General features: G+C 69.8%; 11 protein-coding genes. 6 read left to right on the top strand and 5 right to left on the bottom strand.

Translation table 11 applies throughout. From position 1 onward, the window contains the following. Positions 1-13: 13 nt before the first annotated feature. Positions 14-640, bottom strand: a complete 627-nt coding sequence (locus CP983_RS26315; protein ID WP_030947559.1) for a TetR/AcrR family transcriptional regulator — start codon at positions 638-640, stop codon at positions 14-16. A gap of 207 nt (positions 641-847) precedes the next feature. On the opposite strand from CP983_RS26315, the gene CP983_RS26310 reads away from it, so the two are divergent. Further along, positions 848-1,768, top strand: coding sequence for an ABC transporter permease (locus CP983_RS26310; protein ID WP_150502203.1), 921 nt, complete (start codon positions 848-850; stop codon positions 1,766-1,768). After that, on the top strand, positions 1,761-2,579 hold the full coding sequence (locus tag CP983_RS26305; protein WP_150502201.1) for an ABC transporter ATP-binding protein: 819 nt from the start codon (positions 1,761-1,763) through the stop codon (positions 2,577-2,579). The genes CP983_RS26310 and CP983_RS26305 overlap by 8 nt, the downstream gene beginning before the upstream one ends. 100 nt (positions 2,580-2,679) lie before the next feature. Here the strand turns inward: CP983_RS26305 and CP983_RS26300 are convergent, their stop codons facing one another. Then, a complete protein-coding gene (locus CP983_RS26300) occupies positions 2,680-7,611 on the bottom strand; it encodes an NAD-glutamate dehydrogenase (RefSeq protein ID WP_150502199.1) in 4,932 nt (1,643 codons plus the stop codon). 693 nt (positions 7,612-8,304) lie between these two features. Here CP983_RS26300 and CP983_RS26295 point away from each other — a divergent pair. Then, positions 8,305-8,871, top strand: coding sequence for a DJ-1/PfpI family protein (locus CP983_RS26295; protein WP_030947549.1), 567 nt, complete (start codon positions 8,305-8,307; stop codon positions 8,869-8,871). Positions 8,872-8,993: 122 nt separating this feature from the next. Here the strand turns inward: CP983_RS26295 and CP983_RS26290 are convergent, their stop codons facing one another. Further along, on the bottom strand, positions 8,994-9,659 hold the full coding sequence (locus CP983_RS26290) for an HAD family hydrolase (RefSeq protein ID WP_107906240.1): 666 nt from the start codon (positions 9,657-9,659) through the stop codon (positions 8,994-8,996). Between the two features lie 82 nt (positions 9,660-9,741). Beyond that, positions 9,742-10,257 carry a DUF6912 family protein gene (locus tag CP983_RS26285; RefSeq protein WP_150502197.1) on the bottom strand — a complete coding sequence of 172 codons (516 nt, stop codon included), beginning with the start codon at positions 10,255-10,257 and terminating at the stop codon, positions 9,742-9,744. 325 nt (positions 10,258-10,582) lie between these two features. Here CP983_RS26285 and CP983_RS26280 point away from each other — a divergent pair, with 325 nt between their 5' ends. Continuing rightward, positions 10,583-11,359, top strand: a complete 777-nt coding sequence (locus CP983_RS26280; RefSeq protein WP_150502195.1) for an Rv3235 family protein — start codon at positions 10,583-10,585, stop codon at positions 11,357-11,359. Positions 11,360-11,665: 306 nt separating this feature from the next. On the opposite strand, the gene secA is transcribed toward CP983_RS26280, so the two are convergent. Continuing rightward, on the bottom strand, positions 11,666-14,515 hold the full coding sequence (gene secA / locus CP983_RS26275) for a preprotein translocase subunit SecA (protein WP_107905727.1): 2,850 nt from the start codon (positions 14,513-14,515) through the stop codon (positions 11,666-11,668). Between the two features lie 271 nt (positions 14,516-14,786). Between secA and CP983_RS26270 the strand changes: the two genes are divergently transcribed. Together CP983_RS26270 and CP983_RS26265 are read left to right on the top strand one after the other, a co-directional pair. Next, positions 14,787-15,368: a GNAT family N-acetyltransferase gene (locus tag CP983_RS26270; protein ID WP_125528187.1), complete on the top strand. Its 582-nt coding sequence runs from the start codon at positions 14,787-14,789 to the stop codon at positions 15,366-15,368. 86 nt (positions 15,369-15,454) lie between these two features. Beyond that, positions 15,455-16,627, top strand: a complete 1,173-nt coding sequence (locus tag CP983_RS26265; RefSeq protein WP_150502193.1) for a winged helix-turn-helix domain-containing protein — start codon at positions 15,455-15,457, stop codon at positions 16,625-16,627. Positions 16,628-16,637: the final 10 nt, after the last annotated feature.

Below are 16,637 nucleotides of genomic sequence, written 5' to 3'. Positions count from 1 at the left end.
CGGTTCCGCCTGCTCACAGGGCCTTGAGGGCGTGCGCGGTGGCGCGGGACAGGGCGTCCAGATAGCCCTTGGGCACCTTGGGGCTGCGGATCACGACGGAACGCCAGTACAGCGGGCCGGAGATCAGATCCAGGGCCAGTTCCTCGTCGATGCCCGGGCGCACCTCGCCGCGCTTCTCCGCGGCCATCACGATGCCGCTGGCCACGCTCGCCTGCCCGTCCCGCAGCGCCTTCTGCACGGCTTCCGCGATCTCGGGGCTGCGGGCCGCCTCGGCCTGGAGGTCCGGGAGGATCTGGGAGGCGAGGGGGTGCCGCAGGGCGCGCGCGGTCACCTCGTACAGCAGCCGCAGATCGCCCTGAAGCGAGCCGGTGTCCGGGACGGGCAGCCCCATCACGGCCACCGCGGACACCACGTCGAGGACCAGGTGCAGCTTGGAACGCCAGCGCCGGTACACCGCGGTCTTGCCGACGCCCGCCCGGCGCGCGATGCCCTCGATGGACATGCGCGCGTAGCCGACGGCCGCCAGTTCCTCGAAGACCGCCGCGCGGATGGCCTCGGTCACGTCCTCCCTGAGGACGGCCGCCCCGGCGGGGGCCCGGCGGCGCGCAGGCGTCTTGGGCTGGTCGGCGTTGGTCGTCATGCGGACAGCATAGGGCGTTACGACGATACGGTCCCGTCCCCACGTTGCCGTAACCTCGCTCACGCCACGACGAAACGGTTGCGTTCCGACGCCCACTCGCCCTACGCTCGCGTTGCGACGATACGGTCCCGTCCCGACGTAAGAAGACGTGAAGAGTCACGTAAGAAAGCGTCACCGCACCCCTCCCCACGAGCGAAAGCAGCGGATGTGAGCCAGGTCCTCGACACGCCGCCCCCGACGACACCCGCCCCGGCCCCGCCCGACCTCTCGGCGCTCGCCGCCCGGCACGGTCTCGCGGTCAGCGGTGCCCGCCCTTCCCTGCCCCAGTACGTCCGGCAGCTGTGGGCGCGCCGCCACTTCATCGGCGCCTTCGCCACCGCCAAGCTCACCGCCCAGTACAGCCAGGCGAAGCTCGGCCAGGTCTGGCAGGTGATGACGCCGTTGCTGAACGCGGCGGTGTACTACTTCATCTTCGGCATGCTCCTGGGCACCAGCCACGGCGTGCAGGACTACATCCCGTTCCTGGTGACCGGCGTGTTCGTCTGGACGTTCACACAGAGCTCGATCATGGCGGGCACCCGAGCGATCTCGGGGAACCTGGGCCTGGTCCGCGCCCTGCACTTCCCGCGGGCCGCGCTGCCGATCTCCTTCGCCCTGCAGCAGCTCCAGCAACTGCTGTTCTCGATGGCCGCCCTGTTCGTCATCCTGCTCTGCTTCGGCATTCCGGTCGCCGCGTCCTGGCTGCTGGTGCTCCCGGCGCTGTTCCTCCAGTTCACCTTCAACGCGGGCGTCGCGATGGTCATGGCACGCATGGGCGCCAAGACCCCGGACATCGCGCAGCTGATGCCGTTCGTGCTGCGCACCTGGATGTACGCGTCCGGCGTGATGTTCAGCATCAGCCACGTCACGGGCAGCCACAAGGGCCTGCCGTCGTGGGTGCCCGAGCTCCTCCAGGCCAACCCGGCCGCCGTCTACATCGACCTGATGCGCTTCGCGCTCATCGACAGCTTCCACGCGAGCCAGCTCCCGCCGCACGTGTGGGCCATCGCGACGGGCTGGGCCCTGCTGGCCGGCGTCGGCGGCTTCATCTACTTCTGGAAGGCTGAGGAGACGTACGGCCGTGGCTGAGAACCCGAACGACAACATCCCCACCGTCATCGCCGACGGCGTCGACATCGTCTACCGCGTCAACGGCACGGGCGCCGGCCACGGCTCGGCCACCGCCGCCCTCAACCGCATCCTGCGCCGGGGACAGGCCGAGAAGGCGGCGGGCGTACGCAAGGTGCACGCGGTCAAGAAGGTCTCCTTCGTGGCGTACCGGGGCGAGGCCATCGGCCTCATCGGCACCAACGGCTCCGGCAAGTCGACGCTGCTCAAGGCCGTCGCGGGTCTGCTCCCGGTGGAGAACGGCCAGATCTACACCGACGGCCAGCCCTCCCTGCTCGGCGTGAACGCGGCCCTGATGAACGACCTCACCGGCGAGCGCAACGTCCACCTCGGCGGCCTCGCGATGGGCATGTCCCGCGAGCAGGTCAAGGAGCGCTACGAGGAGATCGTCGACTTCTCCGGCATCAACGAGAAGGGCGACTTCATCACCCTGCCCATGCGGACGTACTCCTCCGGCATGGCGGCCCGGCTGCGCTTCTCCATCGCCGCCGCCAAGGACCACGACGTCCTGCTGATCGACGAGGCGCTGGCGACGGGCGACCGTTCCTTCCAGAAGCGCTCCGAGGCCCGGATCCGCGAGCTGCGCAAGCACGCGGGCACGGTGTTCCTGGTCAGCCACAACAACAAGTCGATCCGCGACACCTGCGACCGCGTCCTGTGGCTGGAGCGCGGTGAACTGCGCATGGACGGGCCGACGGACGAGGTGCTGAAGGAGTACGAGGCGTTCACGGGCGACAAGGCGGCCAAGCCGAAGCCGGCGCCGGTGAAGTGAGACTTTCGGTGCGGTGAGACTTTCGGTGAAGTGAGGAGCGCCCCGGGCTGTGACAGCCCGGGGCGCTCCGACGTGTTCACGCCTCACACACGCATACGGCTCACGTGTGCGTCCGCAGCAGCGTCCTCATCGTGCGCATCGCGACCGACAGGTTGGCGAGGTCGAACTCGTCCGACCCGCGGATCTCCTCCAGGGTCGTGCGGGCCCGGCCGAGGATCGCGCCGTTCTTCTTCTCCCACGAGGTGAAGCGCTGCTCCGGCGTCGCGGTGCCGTTGCCGGCGGCCAGGACGTCCGAGGTCAGCGCCGCGTGGGCGGCGTAGAGGTCCTCGCGGATGGAGGCGCGGGCCATGGACTGCCAGCGGTCCGCACGCGGCAGCTCGATGATGCGGTCCATGAGCTGCGTGATGTTCAGCCGGTCGGCGAGGTCGTAGTAGACCTCGGCGACGTCCATCGGGTCCTTGCCCATGCGGTCGGCCACCGAGACGATGTCGAGCGTCGGGAAGGCGGAGGAGAACCCGGCGACCCGCGTGGCGAGTTCGACGGGGACTCCGACCTCGGTCAGCTCGTCGTGGATCCGCTGGTACCACTCGAGGTCCTCGCCGCGCAACAGCTTCGGCAGCTGCGACCACACCTGCTCCACACGCTCGCCGAAGAAGTCGATCGTGTCGGCGAGCTGGAGCGGCTGCGGCCGGTTGTTGAGCAGCCAGCGCGTACCGCGCTCGACGAGCCGGCGCGAGTGCAGCCGGATCCGGGTCTGGACGGCGGCCTCGACCTTGTTGTCGAGCGCCTCGACCGCGTCCCACACCTCCGCCGAGCGGAAGATCGCGCGGGCCACGGTCTGCGCCCGGACGATCTCCTCCAGCGAGGCACCCGTCTCCTCGCGCAGCCGGTGCAGATACGTCGTACCGCCCGTGTTGACCGTGTCGTTGACCAGCACGGTCGTGGTGATCTCACGGCGCAGCGGGTGGCTGACGAGGTGCTCCGGGAACTGCTCGCGCAGCTCGGTCGGGAAGTACGCGTGCAGCAGGGTGCTCAGGTACGGGTCGTCCGGCAGCGAGGTGTGCAGCAGCTCCTCGGCGACCGTGATCTTCGTGTACGCCATCAGGACGGCCGTCTCCGGGCCGGTCAGGCCGTGGTCGGCGTTCAGGCGTTCGCGGATCTGGCGGTCGGTGGGCAGGAACTCCAGCGCCCGGTCCAGATGGCCTTCCCTGACCAGGTGCTTCATGAAGCGCTGCTGGGCGTGGAGCATGGCGCCGGACTGGGCGAGGGCGTTGGCGATCGCCGTGTTCTGCGCGTAGTTGTTGCGCAGGACGAGGCGGCCGACCTCGTCGGTCATCCCGGCGAGCAGCTTGTTGCGCTGCTTGACGGTCATGTCGCCCTCGTTGACCAGGCCGTTGAGCAGGATCTTGATGTTCACCTCGTGGTCGGAGGTGTCCACGCCCGCGCTGTTGTCGATGGCATCGGTGTTGATCTTGCCGCCGTGCCGCGCGAACTCGATCCGGCCCAGCTGGGTCAGACCGAGGTTGCCGCCCTCGCCGACGACCTTGACCCTGAGGTCGGCGCCGTCGACGCGGATGGCGTCGTTGGCCTTGTCGCCGACGTCGGCGTGCGTCTCGGTGCTCGCCTTGACGTACGTACCGATGCCGCCGTTCCACAGCAGGTCCACCGGCGACTGGAGGATGGCCTTCATCAGGTCGGCCGGGGTCATCTTGGCGACCTTGCCCTCGATGCCCAGCGCCTCGCGGATGTGCGCGTTGACCGGGATGGCCTTGGCGCTGCGCGGGAAGACACCGCCACCGGCCGAGATCAGCTCGGTGTCGTAGTCCTCCCAGCTGGAGCGGGGCAGTTCGAAGACGCGGCGGCGCTCGGCGTAGGAGGTGGCCGCGTCCGGGTTCGGGTCGATGAAGATGTGCCGGTGGTCGAAGGCGGCGACCAGGCGGATGTGCTCGCTGAGCAGCATGCCGTTGCCGAACACGTCACCGGACATGTCGCCGATGCCGACGACCGTGAAGTCCTCGGTCTGCGTGTCCACGCCGAGCTCACGGAAGTGCCGCTTGACGGACTCCCAGGCGCCGCGGGCGGTGATGCCCATGCCCTTGTGGTCGTAGCCGGCCGAGCCGCCGGAGGCGAAGGCGTCACCGAGCCAGAAGTTGTACTGCTCGGCGACCCCGTTGGCGATGTCGGAGAAGGTCGCGGTGCCCTTGTCGGCGGCGACGACGAGGTAGGTGTCGTCCTCGTCGTGCCGTACGACGTCGGCGGGCGGCACGACGTCGCCGGCCACCATGTTGTCGGTGATGTCGAGCAGCGCCGAGATGAACGTCTTGTACGACGCCACCCCCTCCGCGAGCCACGCGTCCCGGTCCACGCTCGGGTCCGGGAGCTGCTTGGCGACGAAGCCGCCCTTGGCGCCGACCGGCACGATGACGGTGTTCTTCACCATCTGCGCCTTGACCAGGCCGAGGATCTCGGTACGGAAGTCCTCACGCCGGTCGGACCAGCGCAGACCGCCGCGCGCGACCTTGCCGAAGCGCAGGTGCACGCCCTCGACGCGCGGCGAGTAGACCCAGATCTCGAACGCCGGGCGCGGCGCGGGCAGGTCGGGGATGGCCTGCGGGTCGAACTTCATGGAGACGTAGTCGTGCGGGTGACCGCCCGCGGCCTCCTGGAAGAAGTTCGTCCGCAGCGTCGCCTTGATCACGGTGAGGAAGGACCGCAGGATCCGGTCCTCGTCGAGGCTCGCCACCTGGTCGAGTGCCGCGTCGACCTCTTCGAGCAGCGCGTCGACGATCTCGTGGCCCGCGCGCTGGCGGTCCGGCGACATCCGCGCCTCGAACAGGGAGACGAGCAGCCGGGTGGTGTGGACGTTGTTTCGGAGGGTGTCCTCCATGTAGTCCTGGCTGAAGGTGGAGCCGGCCTGGCGCAGGTACTTCGCGTACGCCCGCAGCACCATCGCCTGCCGCCAGGTGAGCCCGGCGCCCAGCACGAGGGCGTTGAAGCCATCGTTCTCCGCCTTGCCGGTCCAGGTGGCGGCGAACGCCTCCGAGAACCGCTCGCGGGCGTCGTCGCCCAGGTACTCGCCGCCGGCCTGCGGGGCCATCCGCAGCCCGAAGTCGTAGATCCAGGCGACGCTGCGGTCGGAGCAGCGCAGCTCGTAGGGCCGCTCGTCGACGACCTCGACGCCGAGGCGGGTGAGGACGGGCAGGACGGCGGACAGGGAGACGGCCGCGCCCTTGCGGTAGATCTTGAAGCGGCGCTCCTCGGGGGCGGCGCCGACCGGCTCGTACAGGCTCAGCGAGAAGTTGTTCTCCTCGGTGAGCTGCTCGATGTGGACGAGGTCGGAGACCGCCGCGCGCGGGGAGTGATCGGCCTTGTAGCCCTCGGGGAAGGCGTTGGAGTAGCGGCGCAGCAACTCGGCGGCGCGCTCCTCGCCGAGTTCGGCGTTCAGCGCGTCGGCGAAGCCGTCGGCCCAGGACCGCGCGGCCTCGACCAGGCGGGCCTCGATGCGCTCCTTGTCGGCGTCGGACAGCTGCGGCAGTTCGGTGCCCTGCGGAACGCGGACGACGAAGTGCAGCCGGGAGAGGATCGACTCGGTGTTCCAGGCGGTGAAGTCGACGCTGGTGCCGTCGAGCTCCTCCTTCAGGATGTCGATGATCCGCAGGCGCACGCCGGTGGTGTAGCGGTCACGGGGCAGGTAGACGAGGGCCGAGTAGTAGCGGCCGTACTCGTCCTGGCGCAGGTACAGCCGCAGCCGGCGGCGCTCCTGGAGGTAGAGGACGGAGGTCGCGATCTGCTGGAGCTCGGCGACGGGGGTCTGGAAGAGCTCGTCGCGCGGGTACGTCTCCAGGATCTGGAGCAGGTCGCGGCCGTCGTGGCTGTTGGGCGAGAAGCCGGCGACCTGGAGCACCTCGTCCACCTTGCGCCGGATCACGGGGACGCGGCGGACGGACTCGGTGTAGGCGGCCGAGGAGAACAGGCCCAGGAAGCGGCGCTCGCCGACGACCTCGCCGTTCTCGTTGAACTTCTTCACCCCGACGTAGTCGAGGTACGACGGCCGGTGCACGGTCGCCCGGCTGTTGGCCTTGGTGAGGATGAGGAGCTTGTGCTCGCGGGCCTTGGCGCGGGCGTCGGCGGGCAGCCGCTCGAAGGACGGGCTGACCGGGTGGCTGTCGGTCTCGGAGTGGTGCGGGTCGGAGCGCAGGATGCCGAGGCCGGTGCCCGGCACGGCGGCCAGCGAGTCGTCCTCGCGCAGCTCGTACTCGCGGAAGCCGAGGAAGGTGAAGTGGTCGTCGGCCAGCCAGCGCAGCAGCTCGCGGGCCTCCTCGAACTCCTGCTCACGGAGGTCGGAGTGGGGCTCCCGCGGCAGCTCGTCGGCCATTCGCATGGCCAGGTCCCGCATCTTGCTCCAGTCCTCGACGGCCTCACGGACGTCGGACAGGACGCGCAGCAGGTCCGAGGTGATCTGCTTCAGGTCGCCGCGGTCGGTCTCGCGGTCGATCTCTACGTGGATCCAGGACTCGGTGTGGGTGTCGTGCGGCAGCTCGCCGGTGGGCGGCGTGGGGAGCACCTCGATGAGCTTGCCCGTGACGTCGCGGCGGACGAAGACCTGGGGGTGGATGACCACATGGATCCCCCGTCCCTGCCGCGTCAGCTCGTTGGTGACGGAGTCGACGAGGAAGGGCATGTCGTCGGTGACGACCTCGACGACGGAATGGCTGCACATCCAGCCGTTCTCTTCGACGGTGGGCGTGTGCACCCGCACGTTGGCCGTGCCCTGGGGGCGGTTCTCGGCCAGCCGGTAGTGCGAGAAGGCGGCTCCGAAGACGTCGACCGGGTCGCGGTCGCCGAGGTCCTCGGGGGCGGTGTGCAGGTAGTAGCGCTGGAGGAACGAGAGCACGGTGTCGTGGTCCGGGGTGCCGGGGCTGCTCTCGTCCGTGGTCCCAGTCGGTAGGTACCCCCCGACCGGGCTGTTCTCAGCTACCCGGGCGGCCCTCTCGAGCAGCTCGGCCTTGGCTTCGTCCAGCTTGGTCTGCATTGTCCTCTGGCTCCTGTCGCGCGCCGTTGCGTGACGTTGAAGGAAGTACGGTCTCTTCCCCTCCGGTGTAACGCCGCGACGCGGGGTGTCCGGTCTGCTTCGACGCTATGCCGCGAGGTGAGATGAGCGGGGGTATATGAGCCAATCTTGAGCTGCCCCCGGGGTGTGACGCTGCTCTCCGCGACGTCCTGACCCGGGGTGCACATGGCTTGCCGGGAGCCCTGTCGGCTCCCTCCCGCCCGCGAGGACCAGCGACTGCCGCCCGGTCACGGATGTCGTCCGTGTTCACCGGGCGCAGGGCAGGGGCAACGGTGCCCCCGCGAGCTATCGCGCTGATCACGCCACTAAGGCTATCGCTCCTTACAGGGCCTCCGTCATGAGCCGTATGTGTACAAAACCAGGGGGAGAACTTTGACGTTCTGCACAGGGGCAAACGGTGCGGGGTGGGCGTAACTGGCGGGGTCGGACAGCAGAGGGGAGGCTGAGATGTAGGGCCGGGACGACGACCGCAGCCCGGAACCGGGCCGGAATCACGCCATCCGGGCTGAAGCCGTGTCTGAAAACAGACGTCACCCGGAGACGGTGGGGAGACGGGCAGGGCGAGTCGGCCACGGGCGCCGCGCGAACCCTTGGCAAGCCCCCGAACCCGAGGCACGTTGCAGCAGGACGGCCGAGCAGAGGAGCGCATCCGACATGACAGCGAAGATCCTCATCGTCACCGGCGACGCCGCGGAGTCCCTGGAGGTCCTGTACCCCTACCAGCGCCTCCGCGAGGAGGGCTACGACGTCCATATCGCGGCCCCCACCCGCAAGAAGCTCCAGTTCGTGGTCCACGACTTCGAGCCGGGCTTCGACACCTACACCGAGAAACCCGGCTACACCTGGCCGGCCGACCTGGCCTTCTCGGAGGTGGACCCCGGCGATTACGTGGCCGTCGTCATCCCCGGCGGCCGGGCCCCCGAGTACCTGCGCAACGACCCCGAGCTCCGCAAGATCCTCAAGTCCTTCTTCGACTCCGACAAGCCGGTCGCCCAGATCTGCCACGGGCCGCTGCTCACCGCGGCGATCGACAGCCTCCGCGGCCGCCGCGTCACGGCGTACCCGGCCCTGGAACTGGACATGCAGGCCGCCGGCGCCACCTTCCAGGACGCCGAGGCGGTCGTCGACGGCACCCTGGTGTCGTCCCGCGCCTGGCCGGACCACTCGGGCTGGATGCGGGAGTTCCTTACGGTGTTGCGGGCCAAGGCGCCGGTTACCTGACGGGGTGGACGGTGGGGGCGGGTTGGGTTGGGGCGGGTGGGGCGCACCTAGCCCCCGTGTCAGCTGGGGCGCCGCTCCCGTCCGCTGCCCACCCGGCCGGGTTCGTGTCTACGGGTTCGCGCTCACGCAGCCAGCCGCTCCGCCTCCGCGACGGCCTCCCCCAGCGTGTCCACCACCGGCACGCCGACCTTCTCCAGGCTGGCCCGGCTGTGCGATCCGCCGGTGTAGAGCACGGCCCGCGCCCCGACGTGCAGCGCCGCCACCCCGTCGTCGGCGGCGTCCCCGATCACCACCGTGCGAGCGGGGTCCACGCTCGCGAGCGCCTTGAGGTGCCGCACCATGTGCTCGGCCTTGCTGCCCCCGGACGGCCCCGTACGCCCGTCGACCCGTATGAAGTGCTCCTCGATCCCGAACCCGCGCACCAGCGGGACGAGGTCCTCGTGCCCGTACATGCTGAGGATCGACTGGCTGCGCCCGGCGGACCGCCACCGCGTCAGCAGGTCCCCCACGCCCTCGGTGAGCCCGCACCTGACCCGGTGCTCGGTGTAGTACCGGTGGAAGGTCTCGTCCATGACCTCCCACTCGGCGTCGGTCGGCAGCCGCCCGAGCAACCGCTCGTAGAACTTCGGCACCGGCACGCAGTACAGCGTCCGGTACTGCTCCATCGTGATCGGCTGGAGCCCGAGCTCCCCGAACGCCGCGTTCGTCGCCCCGATGATCGCGTCATTGTCGTGGAACAGCGTCCCGTTCCAGTCCCAGACGATGTGCGCCCCTACTTGCATCCCCATGCCGAAAACCGTACCCGCCCTCACTGACAATCATGAGAACAGCAGGTCAACGGGGCAGCGCCAGGTCAGGGGCGCGACAGGCTCAGTCCCCCGGCCCCACCAGGTTCGGGATCTCCTGCGTCGCGAACCACAGCAGCTCGTGGTCCTCGGCCCCGTCCACGACGAACTGCGCGTCGTCGTCCCCGCCGTCCGCCGCCTCCAGCGCCCCCGCGGCAGCCGCCACGTCCGTCTCGGCGTCGTCCGCGTCGACATGCACGGCGGCCGCCCTGGCCAGCGCCACACCCCGGGCGATCCGCACCTCGCCCAGCGCCGAGGGGTCCAGCCCCCGGTCGGGGTCGGCGACGGCCGCACCGTCGGCCACGTCGACGGCGACCACGACCCGGCGCCGCGCGGCCTCCGCGTCCGCCGCGAGCAGGCGCAGCGAGGCGAGGGCGGCCCGGTTCAGCGCCGCGTACTCCAACTCCTCGATGTCGTCGGAGAGATACCACTCGCGCAACGCGGGCGTGACGGCGTACGCGGCGAGCGGTCCGGCCCCCAGCTCTCCCGTCTTGTACGCCTCGGCGAGGCCGGGGAGGGTCAGAGGGACGTAGACGCGCATGGCTGACCGCTTTCGTGTTCGTGGGGCTTCGGGAGTACCCAGAGGGCTGTCCCGCACCTCCCGGAGGGCCTTCAGGATACGTGCGGGTGTCCCCTTTCGAGTCCCCACCACCACCCTCCGAGGCGTCCACTCCGGTCCGCGAACTCACCCTGAGCCCCCTTGCGGCCACGGCCTTCCGGGCCGCCCGATCACCCGGATAAGTGAAGATTCCGGCCGCCCCGAGCGGGCTCTCGCTTCCTTGCCGCCGACCCCCACGGCCCCGTACAAGATCACCATCCACGAAGTTACTGCCCGGTATCTTCCGGGCCCGCCGAACGGGGACCCCATGCACAAGGTCATGACCAGGACGCAGCAACGCCCCGGCACCCGCCCACCGACCCGCCGCGACACCCGCCGCCCGGCCGACTCCCCGCCCCGCACGCCGAGCGGCGGCACACCCCGCACGACGTCCCCCGGAGACCGCCCACCCGGCTCCCCCGGCACACGGGGCTCCCGCACCCGAACCGGCCCCACGGACACCCGCCCCCAGACCGCCCCGGCCTCCGCTCCCCGCGTCCCGGCACCGCGCGCACCCGGGCTCCCGGCCCGCCCCGCCACCCGCGTCCCGACCCCACCCGCTTCACACGTCCCGACGCCACCCGCCGCCAGGCTCCCGACAACCGACGGCCTCCCGGCCCGCGGCCTCCGCGCAACCCGCGGCCTCCCGACAACCGAAGGTCTCCCAGCCGCCGACACCTCCCCGCCGAGGCCCGCCGTCCCCCAGCCCCGCCCCACCGACGTCTTCGCCGACCGCCTGCTCCTGGTCCTGAGCGGCCAGCGCCCCGTCCACTCGATGCTGCGCCACACCGCGGGCCGCGCCTACGACGAACTCGCCTGGCTGGCGGAACGCGGCCCCCTGCGCACCCGCGGCGCCCGCCCCGTCGTCCGCGACATCGGCTACTTCGAGCCCCGCGCGGGCGCCATCGAGGCCTTCGCCCGCATCGCCGCCGGCGACCAGCTGCGCGCCATGGCGTTCCGCCTGGAACAGGGCGGAGACCTCCGCTGGCGCTGCACAGCGGTGGAACTGGGCGGCCCACGCAGGCCCCGGGCCAACGACGACTGACACCGGCAGGCACGGCCGGGCTGGCTGGCAGGACGCCCTTACAGGTGGCCCACGGCCGCCGCAGGCGACACGCAGGACAGTCTGCGTGCTCTATACGTGCGGAACGCACTGGAACGCCCCACAGGCCACCCCACGTGCCCCGACCGGCAGGAGCGACGGCGGCACGCAGCAACGCGACATCCAGCCGCCCCAAGCCGCCCCCCAGAGCGAAGCGAAGGGCCGGGCCCCCGAAGGAGACCCGGCCCTTTCAGCCGCTGTACCGACGCGCAAGCACCGTCACCGTCGTCTCAACGGCGGCGCCCCGCGTCACTTCTTACGGCGACGACCGCCACGCGCCTGCTTGCGGCGCTCCGCGCGCGTGAGGCCGTCGGCCTCGGAGCGCACCGGCTCGTCGTCGTTGGTGAAGTCGCCCTCGACGATGTCACCCTCGCCGTCGACCTTGGGCGCGGTGTAGTGCAGCCGGTCCGGACGGCGCGGAGCCTCCAGCCCCTTGGCCCGGATCTCGGGACGCGCGCCCGCCTGCGCCGGCACCGCGTCCTTCTTCTCCAGGTCGGCCACCGGCTTGGTGTCCTCGACAGGGACCTCCTCGACCTGCTGCTCGACCTGGACCTCCAGGTTGAACAGGTAGCCGACGGACTCCTCCTTGATGCCCTCCATCATGGCGGTGAACATGTCGAAGCCCTCGCGCTGGTACTCGACCAGCGGGTCCTTCTGCGCCATCGCGCGCAGGCCGATGCCCTCCTGGAGGTAGTCCATCTCGTAGAGGTGCTCACGCCACTTGCGGTCCAGGACCGACAGCACGACCCGGCGCTCCAGCTCACGCATGATCTCGGAGCCGAGCTGCGTCTCCCGCCCCTGGTACTGCTCGTAGACGTCGTCCTTGATGGACTCCCCGATGAACTCGGCGGTGAGTCCGGCCCGGTCGCCCGCGGCCTCCTCCAGCTCCTCGATGGTGACCTTCACCGGGTAGAGCTGCTTGAAGGCGCCCCACAGCCGGTCCAGGTCCCACTCCTCGGCGAAGCCCTCGGCGGTCTCCGCGCCGATGTACGCGTCGATCGTATCGTTCATGAAGTGCTGCACCTGCTCGTGCAGGTCCTCGCCCTCCAGGACGCGGCGCCGCTCGCCGTAGATGACCTCGCGCTGACGGTTGAGGACCTCGTCGTACTTCAGGACGTTCTTACGCGTCTCGAAGTTCTGCTGCTCGACCTGCGACTGGGCGGACGCGATCGCGCGCGTGACCATCTTGTTCTCGATCGGCACGTCGTCCGGGACGTTCGCCATCGACATCACGCGCTCGACCATCTGGGCCTTGAACAGCCGCATCAGGTCGTCACCGAGGGAGAGGTAGAAGCGGGACTCGCCCGGGTCACCCTGACGGCCGGAACGACCGCGCAGCTGGTTGTCGATACGGCGCGACTCGTGCCGCTCGGTGCCGAGGACGTAGAGGCCGCCGAGGTCCTTGACCTCCTCGAACTCCGCCTTGACCGCCTGAGCGGCCCGCTCCAGGGCGGCGGGCAGGTACTGGGCCCACTCCTCGATGTGCTCCTCGGGGTCGAGGCCCTGCTGGCGCAGCTCGGCCTCGGCGAGGTCCTCGGGGTTGCCGCCGAGCTTGATGTCGGTACCACGGCCGGCCATGTTGGTGGCCACGGTGACGGCGCCCTTGCGGCCGGCCTGGGCGACGATGATCGCCTCACGGTCGTGCTGCTTGGCGTTCAGCACCTCGTGCTGGACACCGCGCTTGGACAGCTGCTGCGAGAGGTACTCGGACTTCTCGACCGACGTCGTACCGACGAGGATCGGCTGGCCCTTCTCGTGCTTCTCGACGATGTCGTCGACGACCGCCTCGAACTTCGCGACCTCGGTGCGGTAGATCAGGTCCGACTGGTCCTTGCGGATCATCGGCTTGTTCGTCGGGATCGGGACGACGCCGAGCTTGTAGATCTGGTGGAACTCGGCGGCCTCGGTCATCGCCGTACCGGTCATGCCGCACAGACCGGGCTGTTCCTTCTCGTTGTGGTCGTGGCGCTTGTAGAGGCGGAAGAAGTTCTGGAGGGTGATCGTGGCGAGGGTCTGGTTCTCGTCCTTGATGTCCACCCCTTCCTTCGCCTCGATCGCCTGGTGCATGCCCTCGTTGTAGCGGCGGCCGGCGAGGATACGGCCGGTGTGCTCGTCGACGATCATGACCTCGCCGTCGATGACGACGTAGTCCTTGTCGTTCTTGAAGAGCTCCTTCGCCTTGATGGCGTTGTTCAGGTAGCCCACCAGAGGCGTGTTCACCGACTCGTAGAGGTTGTCGATGCCGAGCCAGTCCTCGACCTTGGAGACACCGGCCTCGTGGATGGCGACGGTGCGCTTCTTCTCGTCGACGTCGTAGTCGCCGGTCTCCTCAAGGCCCTTGAGCGGGTTGCCCGCCTCGCCCTTCTTCAGGCGCGTGACCAGCTTGGCGAAGTCGCCGTACCACTTGGTGGCCTGGTCGGCGGGGCCGGAGATGATCAGCGGCGTACGGGCCTCGTCGACGAGGATGGAGTCGACCTCGTCGACGATGGCGAAGTTGTGGCCGCGCTGGACGAGTTCGTCCTGGGACCACGCCATGTTGTCGCGCAGGTAGTCGAAGCCGAACTCGTTGTTCGTGCCGTACGTGATGTCGCACGCGTACTGCTCGCGGCGCTGGGCCGGCGTCATGTTCGCGAGGATGCAGCCGACGTCCAGGCCGAGGAACTTGTGGACGCGGCCCATCATCTCGGAGTCACGCTCGGCCAGGTAGTCGTTCACCGTGATCAGGTGGACGCCCTCGCCGGACAGCGCGTTCAGGTAAGCGGGGAGCGTGCCGACGAGCGTCTTGCCCTCACCGGTCTTCATCTCGGCCACGTAGCCGAGGTGCAGGGCCGCGCCGCCCATGATCTGGACGTCGTAGTGCCGCTGGCCGAGGACCCGCTTCGCGGCCTCGCGAACGGTGGCGAAGGCCTCGGGAAGCAGGTCGTCCAGGCTCTCACCGTCGGCGTAGCGCTGCTTGTACTCATCGGTGAGGGCCCGCAGCTCGGCGTCGGAGAGGTCGACGAAGTCCTCTTCGATGGAGTTGACCTGGTCCGCGATGCGGTGCAGCTTGCGCAGGATCTTGCCTTCGCCTGCACGCATGATCTTCGAGAGGACGGACACGGGGGTTGGTCTCCTTGCCGGTCGGGCCTGGGACGGTCGGTTTCCATTTGGCTTGGCTGAGCAACGGCCATCGTATGCGAGGACCCTGCCGCGCCGGGAGCCTGCCGGGGGCGACGAGCGTCCGCTGCTTCAAATCTCCGTCAAAGGGGACAACGGACGGGGGTCGCGGATGGTGCCGCGTTCCACCCATGAATTGTGCGAAATGCGATCGCGCGCTCACTCACCGCATAAACGTTGGCGCTTGTGAGGAACCCCCGAGGAGAATCGGCCGATGGAACCCGTCACGCTCACCACCGACCGACTCCTGATGCGCACGGTAGGCCAGAAGGACGCCGACACCGTGTACGAGGCCGCCCAGGATCCGGATATCCAGCGCTGGACCACGATCCCTTCCCCGTACCTGCGCGAGCACGCCCACAGCTTCACGGAGGAACTGGTCCCCGAGGGCTGGCAGAACGGCTCGATGTTCACCTGGGGCCTCTTCCTCCCCGAAGGGGAGGACCTGGTCGGCATGCTCGGTCTGACGATGCGTTCCATGAGCGAGGCCGAGGTCGGCTTCTGGGGCACGAAGGAACACCGCGGGAACGGCTATGTCACCGAGGCCGTCCTCGCCGCGGCCCGCTGGGCCTTCGTCCAGCTGTCGATCGACCGTGTGGAGTGGCGCGCGGAGGTCGGCAACAGGCCCTCCCGCGCGGTGGCCGAACGCGCCGGGTTCACCCTGGAGGGCACCCTCCGCTCCGCCATCGTGCAGCAGGGCGTACGCCGGGACTGCTGGGTGGGTTCCCTGCTCCCGTCGGACCTGGCGCTGCCGTCGACGGCGCCGTATCTGCCGCCGAGGGAGCAGCCCGCCTAGCCGCCCCGTCCGCCGCCGCAGCGGCCTCGGTGAGCGAATCCCCAGCTCACGCCGCATTGTCAGTGCCAAGCTCTAGGGTGCGGAACATGACCTCCCTGCGCCCCACCACCGACCTCACGGCCGACGAGGCCCGCCGCATCGCACTGCGCGCACAGGGCTTCCTCGGTGCTCTCGACCGCAGGTCAGGCGTCCGCGGCATCCTCCGTCACCTCGGCGCGGTGCAACTCGACACCATCTCGGTCCTGGCCCGCTCCCACGAGCTCATTCCGTACGCCCGCCTGGGCGCGGTGAGCCGTAAGACGGTCGAGAAGGCGTACTGGACCGAGACGCACGCCTTCGAGTACTGGTCGCACGCGGCCTGCATCCTCCCCGTCGAGGAGTGGCCGCACTTCGCGTTCCGCCGCCGCGCCTACCGCAACCGGCCGCACTGGAACCACGACCTCCCCGACGGCACCTACGACCAGGTGATCAAGCAGCTCCGCACCGAGGGCCCGCTCACGGCGACCGAGCTGGGCGGCGCGAAGCGCACGAGCGAGTGGTGGGACTGGTCGGGCACGAAGGTCGCCGTCGAGCGCGCCCTGATGTACGGCGAGGTGGTCTGCGTCGAACGCCGCGGCTGGAAGCGTGTCTACGACCTCGCCGAGCGCGCCGTCCCACAGGCGCTGCTGCACGACGAGCTGGATGACGCCGAGTGCCTGCGCCGTCTGGTCCGCCTGGCCGGCCAGTCCCTCGGTGTCGGCACGCGCGCGGACATCGCCGACTACCACCGCCTCAAGGGCGAGCAGGTCGACGCGGTGATCGCCGACTCCGGTCTGGTCCCGGTCACGGTCGAGGGCTGGGGCAAGCCGGCCTGGGCCGACCCGGCCGCCCTGGAGACACCGCCGCGCGGCCGCCACCGTACGACGCTGCTGTCCCCGTTCGACTCCCTGATCTGGGAGCGGGCGCGCACGGAGCGCATCTTCGGCTTCACGCACCGCCTGGAGGCGTACGTACCGAAGCAGAAGCGCGTCTACGGCTACTTCGCGATGCCGGTCCTGGCCGGCGGCCGGCTGGTCGGCCGTGTGGACCCGGCCCGCGAGGGCAGCACCCTGGTCGCCAAGCAGGCCACTGTGGACGGCCCGAAGGCGGTCCCTGCGGTGGCGCAGGCACTGGTCGAGGCGGCGAGCTGGGTGGACTGCACGGACGTAAGAGTGGAACGGGTCGACGCCCCGGAGCTGCGCGAGCCGCTCGTCCGCGAACTCGCGCGCCTGACGGGGTGACCCTCAGGAT

It is taken from the genome of Streptomyces chartreusis, assembly GCF_008704715.1.
Classification (GTDB): domain Bacteria; phylum Actinomycetota; class Actinomycetes; order Streptomycetales; family Streptomycetaceae; genus Streptomyces; species Streptomyces chartreusis.
Note: the sequence above shows the minus strand (reverse complement) of the source record. Positions and strands in the feature narration are given on the sequence as shown.

Bases quoted from the DNA above. Each gene is read 5' to 3' on its own strand.
- CP983_RS26315 (WP_030947559.1), bottom strand. From the start codon at position 640: ATGACGACCAACGCCGACCAGCCCAAGACGCCTGCGCGCCGCCGGGCC.
- CP983_RS26270 (WP_125528187.1), top strand. From the start codon at position 14,787: ATGGAACCCGTCACGCTCACCACCGACCGACTCCTGATGCGCACGGTA.
- CP983_RS26265 (WP_150502193.1), top strand. From the start codon at position 15,455: ATGACCTCCCTGCGCCCCACCACCGACCTCACGGCCGACGAGGCCCGC.
- CP983_RS26285 (WP_150502197.1), bottom strand. From the start codon at position 10,257: ATGCGCGTCTACGTCCCTCTGACCCTCCCCGGCCTCGCCGAGGCGTAC.
- CP983_RS26280 (WP_150502195.1), top strand. From the start codon at position 10,583: ATGCACAAGGTCATGACCAGGACGCAGCAACGCCCCGGCACCCGCCCA.
- CP983_RS26290 (WP_107906240.1), bottom strand. From the start codon at position 9,659: ATGGGGATGCAAGTAGGGGCGCACATCGTCTGGGACTGGAACGGGACG.
- CP983_RS26300 (WP_150502199.1), bottom strand. From the start codon at position 7,611: ATGCAGACCAAGCTGGACGAAGCCAAGGCCGAGCTGCTCGAGAGGGCC.
- CP983_RS26295 (WP_030947549.1), top strand. From the start codon at position 8,305: ATGACAGCGAAGATCCTCATCGTCACCGGCGACGCCGCGGAGTCCCTG.